General features: G+C 31.6%; 21 protein-coding genes. All 21 read left to right on the forward strand.

Annotated elements, in window-relative coordinates; all coding sequences use genetic code 11:
• The first annotated feature begins 289 nt into the window (after window positions 1–289).
• On the forward strand, window positions 290–778 hold the full coding sequence (locus CRN98_RS00225; RefSeq protein ID WP_097025410.1) for a helix-turn-helix domain-containing protein: 489 nt from the start codon (window positions 290–292) through the stop codon (window positions 776–778).
• Between the two features lie 8 nt (window positions 779–786).
• Window positions 787–1,227 carry an HNH endonuclease gene (locus tag CRN98_RS00230; protein ID WP_097025411.1) on the forward strand — a complete coding sequence of 147 codons (441 nt, stop codon included), beginning with the start codon at window positions 787–789 and terminating at the stop codon, window positions 1,225–1,227.
• Window positions 1,228–1,344: 117 nt separating this feature from the next.
• Window positions 1,345–1,809: a phage terminase small subunit P27 family gene (locus CRN98_RS00235; RefSeq protein ID WP_097025412.1), complete on the forward strand. Its 465-nt coding sequence runs from the start codon at window positions 1,345–1,347 to the stop codon at window positions 1,807–1,809.
• Window positions 1,806–3,497: a terminase large subunit gene (locus CRN98_RS00240; RefSeq protein ID WP_097025413.1), complete on the forward strand. Its 1,692-nt coding sequence runs from the start codon at window positions 1,806–1,808 to the stop codon at window positions 3,495–3,497. Before CRN98_RS00235 ends, CRN98_RS00240 begins: the two co-directional genes overlap by 4 nt.
• A gap of 222 nt (window positions 3,498–3,719) precedes the next feature.
• On the forward strand, window positions 3,720–4,970 hold the full coding sequence (locus tag CRN98_RS00250; RefSeq protein WP_097025415.1) for a phage portal protein: 1,251 nt from the start codon (window positions 3,720–3,722) through the stop codon (window positions 4,968–4,970).
• The gene (locus CRN98_RS00255) at window positions 4,945–5,226 is read left to right on the forward strand and encodes a head-tail connector protein (protein ID WP_097025416.1); all 282 of its coding nucleotides are present in this window, start codon (window positions 4,945–4,947) and stop codon (window positions 5,224–5,226) included. The genes CRN98_RS00250 and CRN98_RS00255 overlap by 26 nt, the downstream gene beginning before the upstream one ends.
• 15 nt (window positions 5,227–5,241) lie before the next feature.
• The gene (locus CRN98_RS00260) at window positions 5,242–5,841 is read left to right on the forward strand and encodes an HK97 family phage prohead protease (protein WP_097025417.1); all 600 of its coding nucleotides are present in this window, start codon (window positions 5,242–5,244) and stop codon (window positions 5,839–5,841) included.
• A 50-nt stretch (window positions 5,842–5,891) separates the two neighbouring features.
• The gene (locus CRN98_RS00265; protein ID WP_097025418.1) at window positions 5,892–6,971 is read left to right on the forward strand and encodes a phage major capsid protein; all 1,080 of its coding nucleotides are present in this window, start codon (window positions 5,892–5,894) and stop codon (window positions 6,969–6,971) included.
• Between the two features lie 50 nt (window positions 6,972–7,021).
• The gene (locus CRN98_RS00270) at window positions 7,022–7,363 is read left to right on the forward strand and encodes a phage head closure protein (RefSeq protein ID WP_097025419.1); all 342 of its coding nucleotides are present in this window, start codon (window positions 7,022–7,024) and stop codon (window positions 7,361–7,363) included.
• Between the two features lie 2 nt (window positions 7,364–7,365).
• Complete coding sequence (locus tag CRN98_RS00275; RefSeq protein ID WP_097025420.1) at window positions 7,366–7,719, forward strand: HK97-gp10 family putative phage morphogenesis protein; 354 nt, start codon at window positions 7,366–7,368, stop codon at window positions 7,717–7,719.
• 9 nt (window positions 7,720–7,728) lie between these two features.
• Complete coding sequence (locus CRN98_RS00280; RefSeq protein ID WP_097025421.1) at window positions 7,729–8,085, forward strand: prohead protease; 357 nt, start codon at window positions 7,729–7,731, stop codon at window positions 8,083–8,085.
• Window positions 8,086–8,106: 21 nt separating this feature from the next.
• The gene (locus CRN98_RS00285) at window positions 8,107–8,685 is read left to right on the forward strand and encodes a major tail protein (protein WP_097025422.1); all 579 of its coding nucleotides are present in this window, start codon (window positions 8,107–8,109) and stop codon (window positions 8,683–8,685) included.
• A 61-nt stretch (window positions 8,686–8,746) separates the two neighbouring features.
• Window positions 8,747–9,082, forward strand: coding sequence for a hypothetical protein (locus CRN98_RS00290; RefSeq protein ID WP_097025423.1), 336 nt, complete (start codon window positions 8,747–8,749; stop codon window positions 9,080–9,082).
• A 74-nt stretch (window positions 9,083–9,156) separates the two neighbouring features.
• Window positions 9,157–9,297, forward strand: coding sequence for a hypothetical protein (locus CRN98_RS00295; RefSeq protein ID WP_179631857.1), 141 nt, complete (start codon window positions 9,157–9,159; stop codon window positions 9,295–9,297).
• A 15-nt stretch (window positions 9,298–9,312) separates the two neighbouring features.
• Window positions 9,313–12,573, forward strand: coding sequence for a phage tail tape measure protein (locus CRN98_RS00300; protein WP_097025425.1), 3,261 nt, complete (start codon window positions 9,313–9,315; stop codon window positions 12,571–12,573).
• Entirely contained in the window at window positions 12,573–13,277 is a 705-nt protein-coding gene (locus CRN98_RS00305; RefSeq protein ID WP_097025426.1) for a distal tail protein Dit, read from the forward strand. Before CRN98_RS00300 ends, CRN98_RS00305 begins: the two co-directional genes overlap by 1 nt.
• Window positions 13,277–14,914: a phage tail protein gene (locus CRN98_RS00310; RefSeq protein WP_097025427.1), complete on the forward strand. Its 1,638-nt coding sequence runs from the start codon at window positions 13,277–13,279 to the stop codon at window positions 14,912–14,914. Before CRN98_RS00305 ends, CRN98_RS00310 begins: the two co-directional genes overlap by 1 nt.
• A gap of 16 nt (window positions 14,915–14,930) precedes the next feature.
• Window positions 14,931–17,552, forward strand: a complete 2,622-nt coding sequence (locus tag CRN98_RS00315; protein ID WP_097025428.1) for an SGNH/GDSL hydrolase family protein — start codon at window positions 14,931–14,933, stop codon at window positions 17,550–17,552.
• 89 nt (window positions 17,553–17,641) lie between these two features.
• A complete protein-coding gene (locus CRN98_RS00320) occupies window positions 17,642–18,064 on the forward strand; it encodes a phage holin family protein (RefSeq protein WP_097025429.1) in 423 nt (140 codons plus the stop codon).
• Between the two features lie 3 nt (window positions 18,065–18,067).
• On the forward strand, window positions 18,068–18,625 hold the full coding sequence (locus CRN98_RS00325) for an N-acetylmuramoyl-L-alanine amidase (protein WP_097025430.1): 558 nt from the start codon (window positions 18,068–18,070) through the stop codon (window positions 18,623–18,625).
• Between the two features lie 294 nt (window positions 18,626–18,919).
• Window positions 18,920–19,558: a DUF4352 domain-containing protein gene (locus tag CRN98_RS00330; protein ID WP_097025431.1), complete on the forward strand. Its 639-nt coding sequence runs from the start codon at window positions 18,920–18,922 to the stop codon at window positions 19,556–19,558.
• The last annotated feature ends 17 nt before the right edge of the window (window positions 19,559–19,575 follow it).

Raw genomic sequence — 19,575 nt, forward strand, 5'->3', positions numbered from 1 at the left:
TATTTTTGGAAGTGAATGTTTCATTTTAAGGATGGTAAGTATTGAAGTGTCAGAAAAGAGTGGCATATATTAGTAGAGATTTTTTAAAAGGAATGTGTGGTTCTATATACAAATAGCACATTCAGAAAATAAATAAAACTACAGTTAAATGCAGATACATCAATGCTTAAGGAGGATTTAACAAAGAATATAAAAGAATTGATTTTTAGTAAATTTAAGAAAGTAGGGAAATACAGAAAAATATCGTAGCACTTTGCAGAGTGACTGCTACGATAATGAGGTGATAAAAATGGCAAGAAGTGATAGTTTTGAGGAACTAATTGAGAGCCATCTAGACGAGATAGAACAATGGGTTGAACGTGGTGACACTGACAAAGAAATATCAGAAAAGCTTGGAGTAGCATATTCCACATATAGGAAATATAAGAGTGTTAGCGTAGCACTTAAGGCTAGAATTGCTACGGCAAAAGATAAGAAGAACCAAGAGGTTGAAAAGGCACTTTATAAAGGGTGCATTGGATATGCGTATTACGAAGAAGTTGCTACTAAAGTAAAAGAAGAATACTTGGCAGAAGATGGTCAAACTATTCTTTCCAGGGAAGATGTTAAAGTGGTTAATGTTAAAAAATATAAAGGGCCTGACTTAGCAGCACAGAAGTATTGGTTAAATAATAAGGAAAAGGCTAAGTGGAAAGAAGATCCTCACAAAGTTGAGAATGATAAGAAGCTTACTAAACTTAAAGAAAAAGAAGTTAATTCTAAGGTGATAGTGATATAGGAGAAGCAATGGCTATATATAGAAAGTGTACTCAATGTGGTAAGAAAGTATTGGAAGGTACATTGTGCCAATGTGAAGTAAAGAATAGAAAGGAGAAGTATAAAGAGTACAAACATAGAAGGCTACAAGACAATGCAGAAAAGGAAAGACAGAAGTTTTATAGCAGCAATATTTGGTTAACATTAAGTGAGAATATAAAGAAACATTACTTTGGTTTATGTGTAGTGTGTTGGTTTAAAGGATTGATACAAGAGAATGAATATACACATCACATTGAAACCATAAAGGATAGATTTGATTTAAGACTAGAAGAAGCCAACCTAATACCATTATGCGATTGTTGCCATAAGAAAGTGCATAGGCTAATGGATAAGAGTAAGAAAGATAAAGTTGGCATACAAAAGTTTTTAAAAAAATTAATGAAGAAGTTTAATGATGAATTTTATTAACCCGGGGGAGGTGCGAAAAGTTTTACATGGACTTAGAAAGTCCATGGTGCCCTCTCAGTCGGATAAATTTCCCGAAATGAAAGTTTAAAGTTTTAAAATAAAAGGCAGGTGAATATTTTGGCTAGGCCTTCCAAGAACGTAAATTTAATGAGTAAACATTTAACAAAAGAAGAAATAGAAAATAGACAAGAACAGGAAGAACAGCTTAAAGGAAAAGCTGATAATATTGAACCTCCTAATTATTTAAATGATAATCAGGCTAAGTTATTTAATTATATTAAAAATGAACTTGAAGAAAGTAAGCTTTTAAGTAATCTAGATGTTTATATTTTATCCTCATGTGTAATCGCTATTGATAGACTACAGTTTATAGAAAGTAAAATAAATAAGAATCCAGGATTAATAATGCAAAATCAAATTATGAGCGCAAAGGATAAATACACAAAAGACTTTTATAGGTGCTGCAATGAATTATCATTAAGTCCCCAAAGCCGAGCTAAATTAGGAAACATTAATTTACAAGCACAAAAGCAAAAAGAAGATCCTGTGCTAAAAGCTTTAAGAGAAGATGATGAAGAATGATACTTTTAGATAAAGCTTTGAAATACTGCACAGATGTTGTTGAAGGGAGAGAGATAACCACAATAGAGGTTGGACTTCAATGCAGCATTTTTATACAAGATTATTATAAAAATCAATGCCAGGAAGATTTTGAATTTTACTTTGATGAAAAAAAGTTAAAAAAGATAAATAGCTTATTGAAATTATTTAATTATGCAACAGGATTTGTGGCTGGCAAACAAGTATTAGAAGGCTTGGATGGATTCCAGGCTTTATTTATTGCAGCAATTTTTGGATGGAGACAAAAGAAAAATAAAAAGAAGTTTAGGTATAGAGATGTAGTCTTATTTATACCTCGTAAGAACGCAAAGAGCTTTATAGCTGCTTTGGTAATTCTTCTATTAATGCTTACGGAGCAAAACTTTAGTGAATTCTATAGTATCTGTATAGATAGAGACTTAGCAAAAGAAACAAGAAAAGCAATGGCACAACTTATTGAATCAAGTCCAGATATTAAAAAACATTTTACAGTATCTGAAAGTGAGATAGGAATTATAAAATGCAAAATAACCAACAGTTATTATGTGCCTAGAACTAGCAAGGCAAATAAAAATAACTCTATTAGACCAGCTTGTTTTGTGGCTGATGAAGTTGGAGCATTTACTACTAATGGCAATATCCAAGCTATGAGAAAAGGCCAGCTAAGTGTGTTAAATCCTATTCAGATACAAACAACTACTGCTTATGCAGAAAGCGATTCTATTATGCTTGAAGAACTAGAATATGATAGAGCTGTATTAAATGGAATTGTTGATAACCCGAGGTTATTCTGTTTATTGTATTATTGCAGCAAAGAGGAAGCGTGGACAGATGAAGGCCTTTACAAAGCTAATCCTCTACGAGTAGAAGAAAACTATGAAGAGATTCGAGCAGACAGGGAAAAGGCTAAGATAAAAACAAGTGAACAGGAAGAATTATTAACGAAAAACTTTAACATATTTCTTGAAACTAATGAGAAAAACAAATACCTTGATATGAAACACTGGAAAAAGTGGGTTGTTACCGAGGAAGAGTTTAGGGGAAGAATTAAAGGTAAAAAGGTTAAGGTTGGGGTTGACTTGTCAGTTACTACAGATTTAACAGCAGTAGGTATAGAATTTCAAGATGAAGAAATTGTTTATTGTAAATCACATGGATTTTTACCTGAAGACAGTTTAGCAAGTCGAAGAGAAAAAATAGACTATAGAAAATATGCTGAAGCAGGCTATTGTGACATTCATCCTGGAATGACAGTAAGTTATACGCTTGTTGAGGAATATATACGCAATATAGAAAGTAAGTATGAATGTGAAATTGAGGTAATAGTAACAGACCCAATGAACGCAAAAGAAATGATGGAGCGACTTGCAGAGGATTATGATGTGATACTATTAAAACAAACTTTCACTAATTTAAGTCCAGCTACAAAGGAATATAGGAAGGCTGTGTATGATAAAAAAGTAAGACACGTTAAAAATGAATTGTTGGATTGGAATATGAATAAAGCAAGTACTACTAAGGGAAAAGCAGATGATGAAATGCTTATAAAAGAGGATAAAAATAAGCAGAGAATAGATATGGTTGTAGTTTTAGTATTTTGTTATACAGAATTCGTAAGTGGAGATACTCACTATAACGCAGTTGATGCTTTAGAGAAAGCTGATTGGTAGAAAGAAGGTGATACAAGTGAAGAAAAAACTTAATAAATTACTTAATGAGACTATTCTCAATGACATTTTTGTTATGGAAGTAGTCTTTTTCATTGGTCTTTTTATCATCATTTACACCAATTTCAAGATAAATTTATATTTTGGCTTATACTTTCTAGGAGCAGCTCTAATAGCTTTTAGTATATTTCTATACAAATTCACAGGAAAGGGAGGTGATAATAAGTGATTTTTGATAAATTGATTGAAAGAAGAGAAGAAATTAACGCAAATGATTGGAAGTCGGTATATTCCTTTGAAAACGGCTATGATATTACCCCCTTTGAACTTGAAATGAGAGAAAGCACATATTTTAGTTGTATAAAATTTATATCTGAAAGTATTGCTAAATGTACCTTGCAGGTTAAAAAAGAAACTGAAAAGGGGGAAATATTAGCAAAAGACCATTATTTATATGATAAGTTAAGGTTGAGACCTAATGAATATATGAGTGCTATAGATTGCTACAAACCATTTGTAGCTTTAGCGAAGCATTGGGGATATTCAGGACTTTTTATTGATAGGCAAGGTTCCAAAATAAAAGGACTATATCCTGTTAAAATTACAAATGTAACAATAGATAATGCTGGATTAATTAAAAGTACAATGAATAATAAAATCTTATGGGATTTTGAAAGTGTAGAAGGCGAAACAGGAAGTTGCTTTGATAAAGAAATAATAATTCTAAGAGATTTTACTATGGATGGAATAAAGGGCAAGGCAAATAGAAGTATTTTAAGGGAGAGTTTAGATAGTAGCTTAAAAAGCCAAAATTATTTAAATAAGCTATTTACTAATGGGTTAACTAATAAAATAGTTGTACAAATGACTTCTGATATAAAAGAAGAAAAGGAATTAAAGAAAGTACAGTCTAAATTTGATAGGATTTATTCAAATAATGGGAGGATTTTCACGGTTCCTGCAGGTTACAATATACAACCTTTGAATTTAAGTTTGTCAGATGCACAATACACTGAACTAAGAAAGTTATCCAAAGAAGAAATAGCAACTAGCTTTAATGTCCCCTTATCAAAATTGGGGATAATGAGGGATACCGCAGTAAGTGAGGAACAGGACAATATTAAGTTTTTAACAGATTGCTTGCTAATAATATTTGAACAAATAGAGCAAGAAATGGACTGGAAGCTATTAACACCAACTGAAAGAGAAATGGGATACAAGATAAGGTTTAATATTAATGTATTGCTTAGAACAGATAGCAAAACACAAGCAGAAGTAATAAGTTCGTATGTTAGGAATGGAGTTTATGACCTAGACCATGCCAGAGATATTCTAGGGGTAGAGAAAATTGGAGGAGAGCTTATAATAACTCTTCCGAGTGGGCAAGTATTACTTTCCGACTTACTATCCGGCAATGTTAGTTACTTGAATAAGAAAGTAGGTGATGACAATGGCGGTAATATTGGAGCAGGTTAAAAGCTATCTTAGAATTGATGATACTTATGATGATGCTTATTTATCAGTTATAGTAGAAACAAGTCTTATATATATTGATTCTATGGTAGGGGAAGAGTATAAAGCTGATGTTAAAGCAATTAAATTAGCAGATTTATTACAGTTAAAAATAATAGCTGATATGTATGAAAACAGAGGTATAGAAATTCCAGATAATACTAAACAAGATAGAATTACTATGAGTATTCTAGATAAATTAAGTAATTATACAACTTAGAAAGGTGGTGATAATATGCAAATAGAAATTAGAGCAGACCATGCAATAATTAAAGGTTATGTAAATGCTATTGAGAGGGATTCAAGAGAGTTGTATGATTCAGAAGGTACGTTTGTAGAGCAAGTACGTGCTGGAACCTTTGGAAAGGCTATACAATCAAATAGCAATATATTTGGGTTGCTAAACCATGCTAAAAAGAGAATACTAGGCGAAACAGGCAAAAACTTAAAGCTTAAAGAGGATAACATTGGTTTATACGCTGAAATTAGAGTTACAGATCAAGAAGTTATTCAGAAGGCCCGAAAAAATAAATTAATGGGTTGGAGCTTTGGTTTTATACCTAAAAAACAAAGCTGGGGGAAAACCGACTCTGGAATAAGGAGAAGATACCTTGAAGAAATAGAACTAAAAGAGGTATCTATTTTAGATGATACCAGGACACCAGCTTATTTTGGTACAAGCATAGAAACTAGAGACGATAAAAACGAGTATGTTGAATTTAGGTGTATTGATGATGATTTAGAAATTGTAATTGATGAACAAAGACAACTTGAAAAAGAAGAGTTAGAAAGAGAATTAAAACTTAAATTATTAAATTTAGAACTGGAATTATAACGGTTCTTTTTTTATACCAAAAATTAAAATTCGAAAGTGAGGAAATTATAATGGGATTAGAAGAATTAAGAGCATTACTGGAGGCTAAAAAGAAGGAGATTAGAGAATTTATTACTAATAAAGATGCTGACAAAGCTGAAAAAGCAATGAAAGAAAAAAGAGATTTAGAAAGCTTGATTAAGGCAGCAGAGGATTTAGAAGAAGATGAAAAAAGAAATTTAGAAAGTCAAAAGAAAAAGAAAGCCAAAAAAACAGAAGAAGTAAACGAGTTTAGATCAATTGTTAAGAGTGTTATGGGTGCGGATATGACGATGGAGGAGAGAGCTGATATTACAACTACAGATAATGCTGCAGTTATACCTAAACAATTTGTAAATCAATTAATTGAAATACAAAAGGGATTTGGTTCTCTAAAAGGACTATGTGATATTATACCTGTTACAAAGAATGAGGGGACTATCCCAGTTGTAGATCTTGACCAAAACGAATTATTAGACGTTTTAGAAGGTGAGGACATAGTAGATGGTACTTTAGTTACTACAGATGTATCATTTAAGTGTGCAAAGGTAGGCCTAATACAATCCTTAACAAGTGAATTAATAGAAGATGCAGAGATTGAAATGGAAAGTTTAGTAAAGAAGAACTTTGCAAATATAGCTACTGCAAAGGAAAATATTAAGATATTAAAGGTTATAAAAGATAATGCTACTGAAATAACGGGAGCAACTTCTTATGAAGATGTAGAAAAAGCTATAGATGGTTCATTACCTTCTGTTAAGGCTGGATTAATAACTATTACAAACGTTACCGGATATGTCCACTTGAAAAATAAAAAAGATTTAGAAGGCAGACCATTAAATCTTATAACAGAGGTAAATGGAGTAGAATACTTTCATGGGAAACCAATAGTTCATGTAGAAGACACTTTACTACCAATTACAGAATTAAAAACTCAAGTTTTTTATTTAGCAAATATGAATGAAGCAGTTAAGTATTGTGACAGAAAAGCAGTAACTATAGCCAGAAGTACAGAAGCAGGATTTAAAGATGATACTGTTAAAATAAGAATACTAGAAAGATTTATACCAGTTTTAGGCTCTAAGAGATCAATAAAGAAGATAGAATTTTAGTTAAAAGGTAGGAAATCAACCTACCTTTTTATTATAAAAGTGAGGTTAACATGGCTGATGTAGGCAAAATGAAGCATAGAATTATCATACAGAGATTTGTAACAACAACAAGTGCTAATGGTTTTGATGAAGAAAAATGGGTGGACTATAAGCCAGTGTGGGCTAAAAAGAACAATCTATTTGGTAAAGAGTTTTGGGCAGCTAAAGCAATCCAAAGCGAAAAAACAGTAGAGTTTGAAGTAAGATATTCTAAAGATTTAGAACTTTTAACTGAAAAAAATGGCACTGAATCATATAGGATATTGTATAAAGATAGACCTTTTAATATTATCTATGCAGACAATGTAAGAGAAGAAAATAGATGGTTAAAGATTAAAGCTGTTGAGGTGTAGTTATGTTTCATGGTATTGAATTAGATGGTTTTGATGATTTGGAGCAAATGCTGCAGGATATGACTATAGATGAAGCAGATGAAAAAAAAGCCATGAAAAAAGCTATAGAAGTTATAGCAAATGAAGTAGGGAAGAATACTCCGGAGGGAACTACAGGAAGACTTAAAAGAATTAAAAAATCTGTAAAAAAAGAAGGACTTGCAACTGTAGGTATCGTCAAAATGGGAGCTTTCTATGATATATTTCAGGAGTTTGGAACTAGCTACTCTAAAAAGAATAAAGGTTTTTTTGAGAGAAGCGTAAATAAAACTCAAAATGAAGCCTTAGAAGTTTTAAGTAATGAATTATTAAAGTAGGTGTCTTATATGTCAAATATAAAGCAATTTTTAAGAAGTATCTTAATGGATCAGGAGATTATTGATTTAACTGCAGATAAAAAGGTTTATTTTCTTCATGCTATTAGTCCAACTCCACCTTACGTTGAATATGAAATAATAGATGAAAATGGAGAAGAATGGGCAGAAAACAAGGAAATAGCAACTACTTATTATATTCAGGTAGATATATTTTCAAAAGGAGATTACACAGAACTTGAAAATAAGATAAAAGAAAAAATGATAAACGCAGGCTTTAATAGATCTAGTGCTGTTGATTTATATGAAGAAAATACAGGACTATTTCATAAAGCTATGCGTTTTGTTTTTACAACAAATTCAAATTAGATTAGAGAGGAAAGTGATAATATGCCTATAGTAGGATTAGAAAAGTTATATTATGCAAAATTAACAGAAGATAATGCAACAACATTAACTTATGGAACTCCTGTATATTTACCAGGAGTAAAGGAATTAAAAGTAAGTCCCAAAATGGCAACAGAGAAGCTCTATGCAGAAAATAAAATTTGGGAGCAGGATACGGCATTGGATGAAGTCGAAGTAACAATTGCTTTAGCAGATTTGACTAATGCGGAAAGAGCTGAGCTATTAGGACATACCAAGGCAACAGAGGGTGGAGTTTTTGCTACTGCAAATGACTCAATGCCATATATAGCAGTATTATATAAGGCAAATAAAAGTAATGGGAAAGCAAGATATCAAGTGTTATATAAAGGGAAATTTGAACTGCCTGAAGATAGTGCAAAAGGCAAAGAGGGGAAAACAGAATTCCAAACACCTGAGATGAAAGGGATTTTCCAACCTACTCAAAATAATAACATGTGGAAATATCAAGTAGATTCAGATGATACAGATTGTCCAGCAGATATTGAAACAACATTCTTTACTAATGTAATAAAACCAACTAAAAAGGTAGTTGTACCATAAGAATAGGGTAGATTAAACCTACCCTATTCTACATTAGTTTATAAGGAGGATTGATTAATTTATGATAAATATAGAAGTAAGAGAATTTAAAATAAAAATAGATAATAAAGAGTATACTTTTAGATTAGATTTTGAAGCATTAATAAAATTTGATAAAAAATACGGGCTTGAAGGTATGGAATTATTTAACAAATTTTTAAGTGGTAATGATACTTATGAATGCATTATAAAAATATTATCTTGTTCTTGTATAGAAAAGGAATGGGAAGAAGAAGAGCTTAAAAAGGGATTGTCATTTAATTTCAATACTATGAGATTATTTGATGAAATAACATTTACATTAGCTGAAGGATTAATAAATGATGATTTAGATGGAAGTAATAAAGAAAAAAACTAGATAGCCAGTTAAAGAAACCACAACATATAGTGGACTTTGACTGGTTTTTCTATATTGCTACAGTACATTTAAATATGAGCGAAGAACAGTTTTGGAGAAGCACACCAAGAAAAATAGGAACACTTTGGGATTTACATTCTAGATTTAATGGTTTGAAGTTTAAAGAAAATAAAAAAGAAGAAAAAGTATATATAGACCAAATACCATTCTTATAAGAAAGGAGGTATACAATGGCAAATGATTTAGAAAAGCGAATAACCGCCAAGATGGTACTTGATAGTTCAGGTTTTAATTCTAATATTAAGGGCATAAATGGCCAGCTTAAATTAACTCAAAGCCAACTGAAAAATGCTAGTAGTGAAGTTGGCTTGTTTGGTAAAAGTTCAGAAAAATTAAAAGGTGTACAAGAAGCGTTAGCAAAACAAGTAGAACTTCATGCTAAAAAAGTTGATATATATAAAGATAGTATTGAAAAGACTACTGTGAAAATGAATGACAATATAAAAGAAAGAGACAAATTAAAAGATAGTCTTGAAAATGCTAATAGAAAATATGATGAAGCTATAAAACTTTATGGAAAAGAAAGTGATGAAGCTAAAAAAGCTAAGACAGAGGTTGATGAACTTACTGAAGAATATAAGAAAAAAGAAAAGGCGATTGAAAGTAATGCGAAACAAATAAATAATTATGAAACTAATCTAAATAAAGCAAATGCAGAATTGAATAAAACTAAAATTGAACTAAATAAATTAAATGATGAGTTAGGAAAAAGTAATAATAAATGGATTAGTGCTAGTGAAACTTTAAGAAATAGTAGTGAAAAACTTAAAAATATCGGTAGTAATATAAGTAATGCAGGAGATAAAATATTAAAAATATCAGCACCTTTAGTTGGAGCTGGAGTAGCATCCTTAAAATTTGCTACTGATTTTGAAAATTCTATAGCTAAAGTTAGCACCATTTCTGATGAAAGTGAAGTATCTATTAGAGATTTAAGAAAACAAATTTTAAATTTATCTAGTGATACAGGAATAGCAAGTACTGAAATAGCTAATAACGTTTATGATGCAATTTCAGCAGGACAAAAGACTGGGGATGCAGTTAACTTTGTTGCTAATTCTACTAAGCTTGCTAAAGCTGGATTTGCAGAGGCTGGACAATCGCTTGATGTACTTACTACTATTTTAAATGCTTATAAAATGAAATCACAAGAAGTAACTAGGGTTTCTGATTTGCTTATTCAGGTTCAAAATAAAGGTAAAGTTACAGTTGGAGAGCTATCTAGTGTAATGGGTAAGGTTATTCCTACTGCGGTTGCTACGAACACATCATTACAACAACTAGGTGCTGGATATGCAATTATGACCAGTAATGGTATAAAAGCAGCAGAGACAACAACATATATAAACTCTATGCTAAATGAATTATCTAAAACTGGAACTGATGCAGATAAAGCATTAAGAAAAATGACAGGAAAATCATTTTCTGACTTGATGAAACAGGGGAAAAGTTTATCAGATGTATTGATAATACTTGATAATTATGCTAAAAAAAATAAATTAAGCCTTAATGATATGTTTGGAAGTGCTGAAGCAGGAAAAGCAGCTTTAGTTCTTTCTACAAATGCAGGGAATGACTTTAATAACATGTTAAAAGATATGAATAATGTTACAGGGGAGACAGATAAGGCTTTTGCAAAGGTTACTAATACGAGTGGTGAGAGATTGAAGAAAACACTTAATCAATTAAAAAATGAAGCTATTAGATTTGGTGATACTGTAGCACCAATGCTTGATAAGGGCACTGAATTGCTTGGTAAAATAACTGATAAATTAAGCCAAATGGATGAAGAACAATTAAAGAATATAGCTAGTCTAGGAATGTTTACTGTAGGTTTAGGTGGAGTTTTAAAGATTGGTGGAAGTGTAATATCTACAGTTGGGAATATTGCAGGAGGATTAAGTAAATTAACAGGAATAATGGGAGTTACAGCCGGTGCTACCACTACAGTGGGGACAGCAGGTGCAGCAGCAGGTGGTGCAACTGGAGTAGGAGCATTGGCCGCAGGACTCGGGACTGTAGTTACTGCAGCAGCACCTTTTTTACTTACAGGAGCAGCAGTTGTAGGCACAGGATATGCTATTAAGAAGGTTATGTCACAGGAAGTAGTTCCTTCTATAGATTTGTTTGCAAATAAGATAGAGACTACTGCAACAAATGTTAAAAATTCCGCAGGAGAAATGGAGCAATCATACACACAAACTTCTACCAAGATAAGTGAAGAAACTAAAAAAGCAGTAGGAGCTTACATGGAATTAGATAAAAATGCTACACAAAGTCTTACTAATTTATATGTTAGTACAACTACCATAACAAATGGCAATTCTAAAGCGATTATAGACACTTATAATCAAATGAACCATCAAATTAAACAAGGTTTTGACCAGCATTACCAGGAAAGGATAACATCACTACAAACTTTCTTTGCTGAAAGTACTGCTATATCTACTACGGAAGAAGCTGAAATACTTAATAAAGAAAAGTGGAGCAATGAAGAGAGAAAAGCTTCCCAAGAAGAATTTAATCAAAAAATTCTTGAGATAATTAATAGAGCTAGTAAGGAAAAAAGAACTTTGACGGCTGATGAAGTAAGAGAAATAGGAATATATCAAAATAATATGAGGCAAAATGCAGTAGAAAGTCTTTCTAAGCAAGAAATTGAAAGCAAGATAATACTTGAAAGACTTAAAAGTTATAGTGGTAGAATTACAGCAGAGCAAGCTAGTGAAGTAATTAAAAATGCTGAAAAACAAAGACAAGAGGCTGTAAAAAATGCAGAGCAAGAATACCATGATAGAGTTGCTCAAATAATTAAAATGAGAGATGAAAGTGGAACCATAAGTGCTGCACAGGCTGACAAACTTATAAAAGAGGCTGAAAGGCAAAGGGAACAAAGTATTCTTAAAGCGGACTTAATGAAGCAAGGTGTAGTTAAAAAAGTAAGTGAAATGAATGCTGATATAATCAAAGATATAGATACTAGTGATGGAAGCATAAAAAGTAGATGGGATAAATTGAAGGAATGGTTTAATAATAATCCTATTGTACGAACTATAAAAACTGTTGGTGGTATGGGTAATTTAGTAGGTGTGAATAATACTATAGATGAAAATTGGACTGGTACAAGCAATTATAGAGGTGGATTAACTACATTACATGAAAGAAAATATGAGTTGTATGATTTGCCAAGAGGTACTAGGATATTCAACCATGAAGCAAGTGAGGAATTAGTCACAAAAACGGCTGAAAGTGTGGCAACTAAAGTAGCTAATAGTGTTTTATCTGGGATTAACATAGGAAGTGGTGCAGGAGAGAAAACTATTATAGTACCAGTAACTTTAGATGGTAGAGAAATAGCAAGAGTTGTAGCGCCATACAATGACCGAATACAAGGCAATAGCTTACGATTAGCTGAGAGGGGGATAGGTTAATGATAAGAGGTTTTACTTTTAATGATAAACATAATTACAAAGATTTTGGACTTGTATTAGAAAGTAAACAAATACTACCCCCATCAAAACAAAAGATAAAAATTAATGTTCCTTTTATGAGTGGTACTTATGACTTTAGTGTAATTGGCAGTGATGGAGAACAGATATTTGAAGAAAGGCAAATTCAAGTTGTATTAGGATTAGCTACAAGATCTAAAGAAAAATTACATGTATTATATTCGCAAATCTTAGAATGGCTACAAGATATAGGGCGGCGGAAATTAGTATTTGATGATATATGTGATTATTATTTTGAAGCAGAGGTTGAAAACGCATCTTCTTTTGAAGAGATGTGCAGATTTGGAAAGATAGCCGTAACCTTTATATGTCAGCCATTTAAAATAGGAGTTGATTATGAAGGTGAAAAGTTATGGGATAGTTTCAATTTCGATGTTGATGTATTGCAGGATACTGGATTTGATGTTGCTGGAAATAAAACAGTAAATATAATTAATGTTGGTAGAGCAGTATGTCCTGTAATTAATGCAGACGCTAGTATGTCTGTAGTATTTAATAGTAAGGTCTATAACTTAGCTATAGGGGATAATAAATTTTATGATTTAAAGCTACAACCAGGAGAAAATAATTTTATTATTAATGGAACTGGTCACACAAAATTTATCTTTAGGAAGCAGGTGTTATAGTGTATAAGGTATGTATTTATAATAATGGTATGGAAACTATAATGCATTACCCAAGTTCTGACCAAGAAGCTCCACATCTTAATAAACTTCCATTAAAAGAAGGATTATCTATGGTAGATAGTCTTTCTTTTATTTTGTATCCAAATAATCCAGGATACAATGATACCTTTGAAATTGCAACAAAAGTAAAGTCAATAGACGTAAGAGATAATTCTGTTAGGTTCACTGGTAGAGTGCTTAGCATTGATGAAAAGATGGACTCCAATGGATTGTTTTATAAAGAAGTGTTATGCGAAGGTGCACTAAGTTATCTTAATGATACTAAAACTAGAAATGAAACTTTCTTAGGTTCTCCTAGAGATTTTCTAATATGGATACTAAATAAACACAATGCAAAAGTGGAAGATGCTAAGAAAATAAACATAGGAAATATAGATATAGTAGGTTCTGTGGCTTACACATGTGATTTTAAAAGTACTTTAGAAACTCTGATAGAAGTAAGAGGAAAATTAGGTGGAGACATAAGGGTAAGGGAAACTAATGGATTATTATATTTAGATTGGTTACAGGTATTTTCTAGCGATACTATAGATATTATCTTAGGTATTAATATGAAAGAAATGGTTAAAGGCAAGGATATAACAAGCCTTGGTACCAAGATAATACCTCTTGGAGCAAACAACTTGACTATAGCTAGTGTAAACAATGGAATAGATTATATCGAAGATAATAATGCTTCAACTATATATGGAACATTAGAAAAAGTAGTTGAATACAGAGAAATAACAGACCCTATAGAACTTTACAATACTGTTTTGGCAGATTTACTAAATCATACTCAACCTTTATTATTGTTAGAAGCTAATGCCGTAGATTTATCCTATTTAACAGGCAATAAACCAGAGCAGTTTACTTTAGGTGTTAATTTGCACTTATTAAATCCAATTATGAACATAGATAGCATTTATAAAGTAGTTGGGTTAGATTTGGATTTGCTTCAACCCTACGATCCGAAATTGACAATTGCTAATTTCCCTGTAAAATTAACCAATGCAATAAATGACTTAAGAAAAAGCACTGTTCAAGACAATGGAGTGTACAATAACGTGCAAGTTGGAAGTGCTTTTGGTATTAGGGCAGTTAGAAGTGATGGGAAAGTTGTAACAACTATGAACGCTACTGAAGGTATAAGCATAGAAAATGAAAATCAAAAGGTGTTTAGCGTTGATGAAAATGGTGACATTATAGCTAATAAAGGTACTTATAATGAAATAACCACTAATAATATGGTAGCTAACGAAATGAGAACCTCTAATACAGTAAATTATGCTAAACTTCATGACCAATACTTAGATTTTTATAATGAAAATTCAAAAATAGGTTCTTTAGGATATGCTCCAAATCCATTGTATGAAGATGGAAATTATGACTTTGGTATAATAACTCCTCATTGCTCATTTACAGTATATCCCGGGTCTAGTGGGTTTGATTTGAGGTCAGAAGGTTGGAACTACATTTGGGGAGATTGTGATTTCAAAGGCCAAATAAAATCAGATGGTTATAGAGTCGTTACAGAGAGAGATTTGATTAGCTTGGAAAATAGAATAGCTGCATTAGAATCTTCATCAACACCATAGAAAGGAGCGTGATATAATGGCTAGTATAATTGATAAAATAGCACAAATTAGACAAGCAGTATTTGGTAAAGATGTTAGGGAAAGCATTGCTAGTGGAATTGAAGATATAAACACAGAAGTTGAGAGTACTACTGCAAAACAAAATTTACTAGAAACTGAATTTGACCAACTTATAATCAATGAAGGAAATTCTAATGCTGAAATAGTACAAGCAAGAGTGGATGCTTCAGGTAAAACTTATGTGAATTTACAACAAAGAATGAATAGTGTTGATTCGTCTTTGGCTGAAAAGTCGCAACAAATATCTGCTTTAGATACTAATAAGGCAGATAAAACAGAAGTTAATTCACTAGCTACAGAAAAAGCTGACAAAACACAAGTTAATGCTCTTGATATAAAAAAAGCAGACCAAGCTTTTGTTGATGCACAATTTGCAACTATTGTGAGTGGATCTCCTAAAGAAACATTTATATATTTGGCTGCTTTACAAACTAAATATCCCAATGGTACGGATGGTGTAATGTTAGTATTAGAAGATGGATATTGGTACTATTGGAACTCAACAACTCTAGAATGGACAAGTGGAGGGGTTTATCAAGAAAAAAAGATAGCAGATAAATCTGTAACATTTAAACATATAAAAACTATTCAAATCGGTAATTTAAACTCTGATTTACAAAAAGACTTTAAGAAACAGTTTTACCAATTAGATGTTGAATTTGGTGGCATTAATCTTGATGGCTCATTTCTCGAAGGGATTAATAGAATAAGAACTAAGGATTTTATAGACGTAAGTGCTGGTGATGAAATAATAAACAGACCTGTACTTAGTGGTAATACTAAATTTCTATATAATATCGGATTCTATGATGGTAATAATAAAATTATTGGATGGTCTGATTATATGTCTGATAATTATATATTTGCAGATAATGCAAGAATAAAAATTGTATTTAAGACTTCTGCTGGTACTGATATGTCTGTAAATGCACCAGTAAATGTAATGCAAGGCGCATATTTAAATAAACTATCAAAATATGATAAATATGTTTCTAAACATAAAAACAATATTGCTAGATGTATTGTAAATAATGCAAAAATTAATATAGGCACTGGTACAATTTCATTGATTTATGATGAAGCTTATTATTGCATAGCATTAGTTGAAATCGAAGGTAATGCTAAATATAAAGCAAATAAATTTAGAACTATATATTTATATGATGCAAATTATCAATATATATCAAATATACCTATAGCTAATATTATTGATAATACAATAACTACACCAATAAATGCTAAATATATGTCCTATTCTTTACTGAAAACCGATATTATCACTACTGATGATATTTATTGTGCAAAGGAATCTGATTATGTACAAGGTACTTATATAAAAGATTTATACATTGAGAAATCTTTGGAAGAATTAGGTGCAAATTTCATTTATCAAAAGGCGGATGAAAGAGGTGCTAATTTATATTTAACTAAGAAATATATATTTGGTTCTTATTACAAAGCTGGGCAATTAACTTACAATGATAGTGTTGTAAATAACGATGAACCATATGTTGTAGCTGAAGGTGATAAAGTCTATGCGAGTGTATTTGGCTTCACGATTGGCGGTATCACTGGAATTAGGTTAAGTTGTTGGAATAACGGAGTATTTGTAAAAGATATTTTGCCAGAGGAAGTTGCTAACAAAGAGTATATTACAATTCCAGCCGGTATAAATGAGTTATATATTCCAATTTGGGTAGAACTAGCTGAGTATGATAGAGATGTTAGGATATGGAATACTAGCACAACCCCACAAGTACAGATTACAGCAAATGAAAAAATCAAGGAGATTGATGAAAAGGTAGGTAAAATAGAAGGTTCTCCACTAAAAGGATTAAATCTATCAATAATGGGAGATAGTAGGTCTAGCTATCCTGGATGGGTTCCAGATGGGTATAGGTATTATTACAATGGAAGTAATGCTGGCGTATCATCTGTAGACCAAATGTGGTGGAAAAGATTAGCTGATAACAATGATATGAATATATTAAAAATAGAGTCTTACAGTGGTTCAAAAGTTTCAAATAATAAACTAAATGATCCTGACTATGTATTTGTTCCATTTTCTGACCTAAGCCGATGTAACAATTTGCATGCAGCTGAAGCAGACCCAGATATTATCGTGATTATGGGTGGAACTAACGATTTCTCAAAGGACTTTGCCAAATTAGGTACATGGAATGGACATGAAGCTATAAGTACAGATGATAGTAATTTTAGAGGTGCTTATGCTTTAATGTTACATCGTATCCAAACAAGGTATCCTTTTGCAAGAGTATTCTGTTGCTCTATACCTACATTTGTACGTACAAAGTCTGATACAGGTCAATGGCTAGAGTATAATGATGAAGGTAAAACAGTTGTGGAATATAATAATGCAATCAAGGAAATTGCTGAATTATTTAATTGCGGATATGTTGATTTAACTCAATGTGGAATCAACAGACAAAATATATATCCAACTTATTGTACTGAAGAAAATACGGCAGAAATCGGAAGATGGACACATTGCAATTCGGCTGGTCATTACATGGAATACAAGCAAATTGAAAGAGATATTTTAAAGGTGCTTAAGTAATTGAGTCATCTTAGGTTTAAAAGACGACACAATTAAATAATTTTAAAGACACTCTATAAAGGGTGTCTTTTTATTTTAAGGAGGAAAATATGAAAGAATTACAGTGGGATAAAATTACTAGTACATTTATAGCTAGCTTAGGAGCATGTGCAAATTATTTCTTCGGGGGGTTAGATATGACGATAAAAACATTGCTCTTACTTATGGTTTTAGATTATATAAGTGGGCTAATTTGCGCTGGCAAAGACAAGACATTAAGCTCAAGTATAGGATTTAAAGGACTAGGTAAAAAGATAATAATACTTACTATAGTGGCGTTAGGTGTATCTATAGATAATATAACTGGTACAAATGGGATTGTAAGGAGTTTGGTTGTGTTCTTTTATGCTAGCATGGAGGGTATAAGTATACTAGAAAATGCAACTAGAGCAGGAGTACCAGTACCAGATAAATTAAAAGATATGCTTATACAATTAAAAGAAGGTAATAAAAAAGAAATAAAGGAGGACTAATACATGAAAATTATAGAAGGAAATCTTAAATTTAAAGATTTAGACTATGGAAATAAGCCTGTTATGCTAGTGTATCATCATGCTGAAGCTTCTAAATGTGCGATACAAGATATTCATAATTGGCACTTAAACTTTGGATGGAGTGGCTGTGGCTATCATTTTCTAGTTAGGAAGGATGGTTCTATATATCAAGGAAGACCAGAAAATGCGGTAGGAGCACATTGCCCAAGTGCAAATGATAAGTCTATTGGTATATGTGCGGAAGGAGCATATGATACAGAGACTATGCCTGTAGCGCAAAAAAATGCACTAATAGAATTAGGACAATACCTAAAATCTAAATACAATATTGCAAAAATTTATGGACATAAGGAATTATACTCTACAGCATGTCCTGGTAAGAATTATCCACTACAAGAAATTAAGAATGCAGTATTAAAAGGTACTTTAGATACCGGAAAACTTTACAGAGTACAAGTAGGAGCTTTTAGTAGTAGATCTAATGCTGAAGCTCTGTTAAAAGATTTGAAAAAAAAAGGATATACAGGATTTATAGTCTAGACGTACACCCCAGGTTTGATGCCTGGGGCTTTTTTTATTTACTTAGAAAACTTTATCTTTCCTGTTTTTAGATATATGTTTAATAAAAAATGCTGCTATAGTTGTTATGTATATAAATAGCAGTATAATTGCAAATGAAAACCCATAGCACATTATTTTTATTATTTGTAAATCCATTTTTATCACCTCTACTTAGATACTAGACAAATGTAGCAAAGAATATACAAAACCCATAACAAACTTTACAAAATATGATAAAGGTTGTTATAATTGTAATGAAAGGTAGGGGTTGTAATGAATAAAAAACAAACAATAATTACTGTTGTAGCAGTCCTAGTGGCATTTATAGTTGGATATTTTGTAGGCGATAGCTCGGCTATAAATAGAGTAAATAAGCAGGTAGATTCGAAGATTGCAAGTCAGCAAGATAAAAACAAAGAAGAAAGTAACGAAGAACCTAAACAAGAGGAGAAAGAAGAGGCTAAAATATATAAATTAGGTGAGGAAGGGACTTCAGGTAGTTGGAATATTAAGGTCTTAGAAGCCAAAGAAACTAATACAATAGTTGGTGGAAATAGCTCAGATAAGGTAACAACAAAAGAAAAGTTTATTGTAATTAAATTGCAAATGAAAAATTTATCTAAGCAAGCAGCTGAATATAGTGCGAAAGAATTTGCTCTAGGGAATATGAAGGATAAAACTCAATACAACATAACAGATGTTGCGTTTGAAGCCATGGGAAATGCTAATAGCAAAGAAACTATATATAATAAAAATAGCAACTTTATAGGAGTATATTCAGATATTAATCCTAATACAACTAAACAAACTTATATAGTATTTGAAGTACCAAAAGATATGACTATTTCTGATAGTGTTCTAATAAATAGCAATGGTGGTTCTGAAGCTACGGGATTCTACTTAAGTAAATAAAGTAACCCTGGGTAATC

The sequence above is a fragment of the Clostridium peptidivorans genome, from assembly GCF_900205925.1.
GTDB classification, from domain to species: Bacteria; Bacillota; Clostridia; order Clostridiales; family Clostridiaceae; genus Clostridium_AK; species Clostridium_AK peptidivorans.

Excerpts from the sequence above, each read along its gene's own strand:
- CRN98_RS00225 (WP_097025410.1), top strand. The coding sequence starts at position 290 with ATGGCAAGAAGTGATAGTTTTGAGGAACTAATTGAGAGCCATCTAGAC.
- CRN98_RS00230 (WP_097025411.1), top strand. The coding sequence starts at position 787 with ATGGCTATATATAGAAAGTGTACTCAATGTGGTAAGAAAGTATTGGAA.
- CRN98_RS00240 (WP_097025413.1), top strand. The coding sequence starts at position 1,806 with ATGATACTTTTAGATAAAGCTTTGAAATACTGCACAGATGTTGTTGAA.
- CRN98_RS00255 (WP_097025416.1), top strand. The coding sequence starts at position 4,945 with ATGGCGGTAATATTGGAGCAGGTTAAAAGCTATCTTAGAATTGATGAT.
- CRN98_RS00260 (WP_097025417.1), top strand. The coding sequence starts at position 5,242 with ATGCAAATAGAAATTAGAGCAGACCATGCAATAATTAAAGGTTATGTA.
- CRN98_RS00265 (WP_097025418.1), top strand. The coding sequence starts at position 5,892 with ATGGGATTAGAAGAATTAAGAGCATTACTGGAGGCTAAAAAGAAGGAG.
- CRN98_RS00270 (WP_097025419.1), top strand. The coding sequence starts at position 7,022 with ATGGCTGATGTAGGCAAAATGAAGCATAGAATTATCATACAGAGATTT.
- CRN98_RS00275 (WP_097025420.1), top strand. The coding sequence starts at position 7,366 with ATGTTTCATGGTATTGAATTAGATGGTTTTGATGATTTGGAGCAAATG.
- CRN98_RS00280 (WP_097025421.1), top strand. The coding sequence starts at position 7,729 with ATGTCAAATATAAAGCAATTTTTAAGAAGTATCTTAATGGATCAGGAG.
- CRN98_RS00285 (WP_097025422.1), top strand. The coding sequence starts at position 8,107 with ATGCCTATAGTAGGATTAGAAAAGTTATATTATGCAAAATTAACAGAA.
- CRN98_RS00290 (WP_097025423.1), top strand. The coding sequence starts at position 8,747 with ATGATAAATATAGAAGTAAGAGAATTTAAAATAAAAATAGATAATAAA.
- CRN98_RS00295 (WP_179631857.1), top strand. The coding sequence starts at position 9,157 with ATGAGCGAAGAACAGTTTTGGAGAAGCACACCAAGAAAAATAGGAACA.
- CRN98_RS00300 (WP_097025425.1), top strand. The coding sequence starts at position 9,313 with ATGGCAAATGATTTAGAAAAGCGAATAACCGCCAAGATGGTACTTGAT.
- CRN98_RS00305 (WP_097025426.1), top strand. The coding sequence starts at position 12,573 with ATGATAAGAGGTTTTACTTTTAATGATAAACATAATTACAAAGATTTT.
- CRN98_RS00315 (WP_097025428.1), top strand. The coding sequence starts at position 14,931 with ATGGCTAGTATAATTGATAAAATAGCACAAATTAGACAAGCAGTATTT.
- CRN98_RS00320 (WP_097025429.1), top strand. The coding sequence starts at position 17,642 with ATGAAAGAATTACAGTGGGATAAAATTACTAGTACATTTATAGCTAGC.
- CRN98_RS00325 (WP_097025430.1), top strand. The coding sequence starts at position 18,068 with ATGAAAATTATAGAAGGAAATCTTAAATTTAAAGATTTAGACTATGGA.
- CRN98_RS00330 (WP_097025431.1), top strand. The coding sequence starts at position 18,920 with ATGAATAAAAAACAAACAATAATTACTGTTGTAGCAGTCCTAGTGGCA.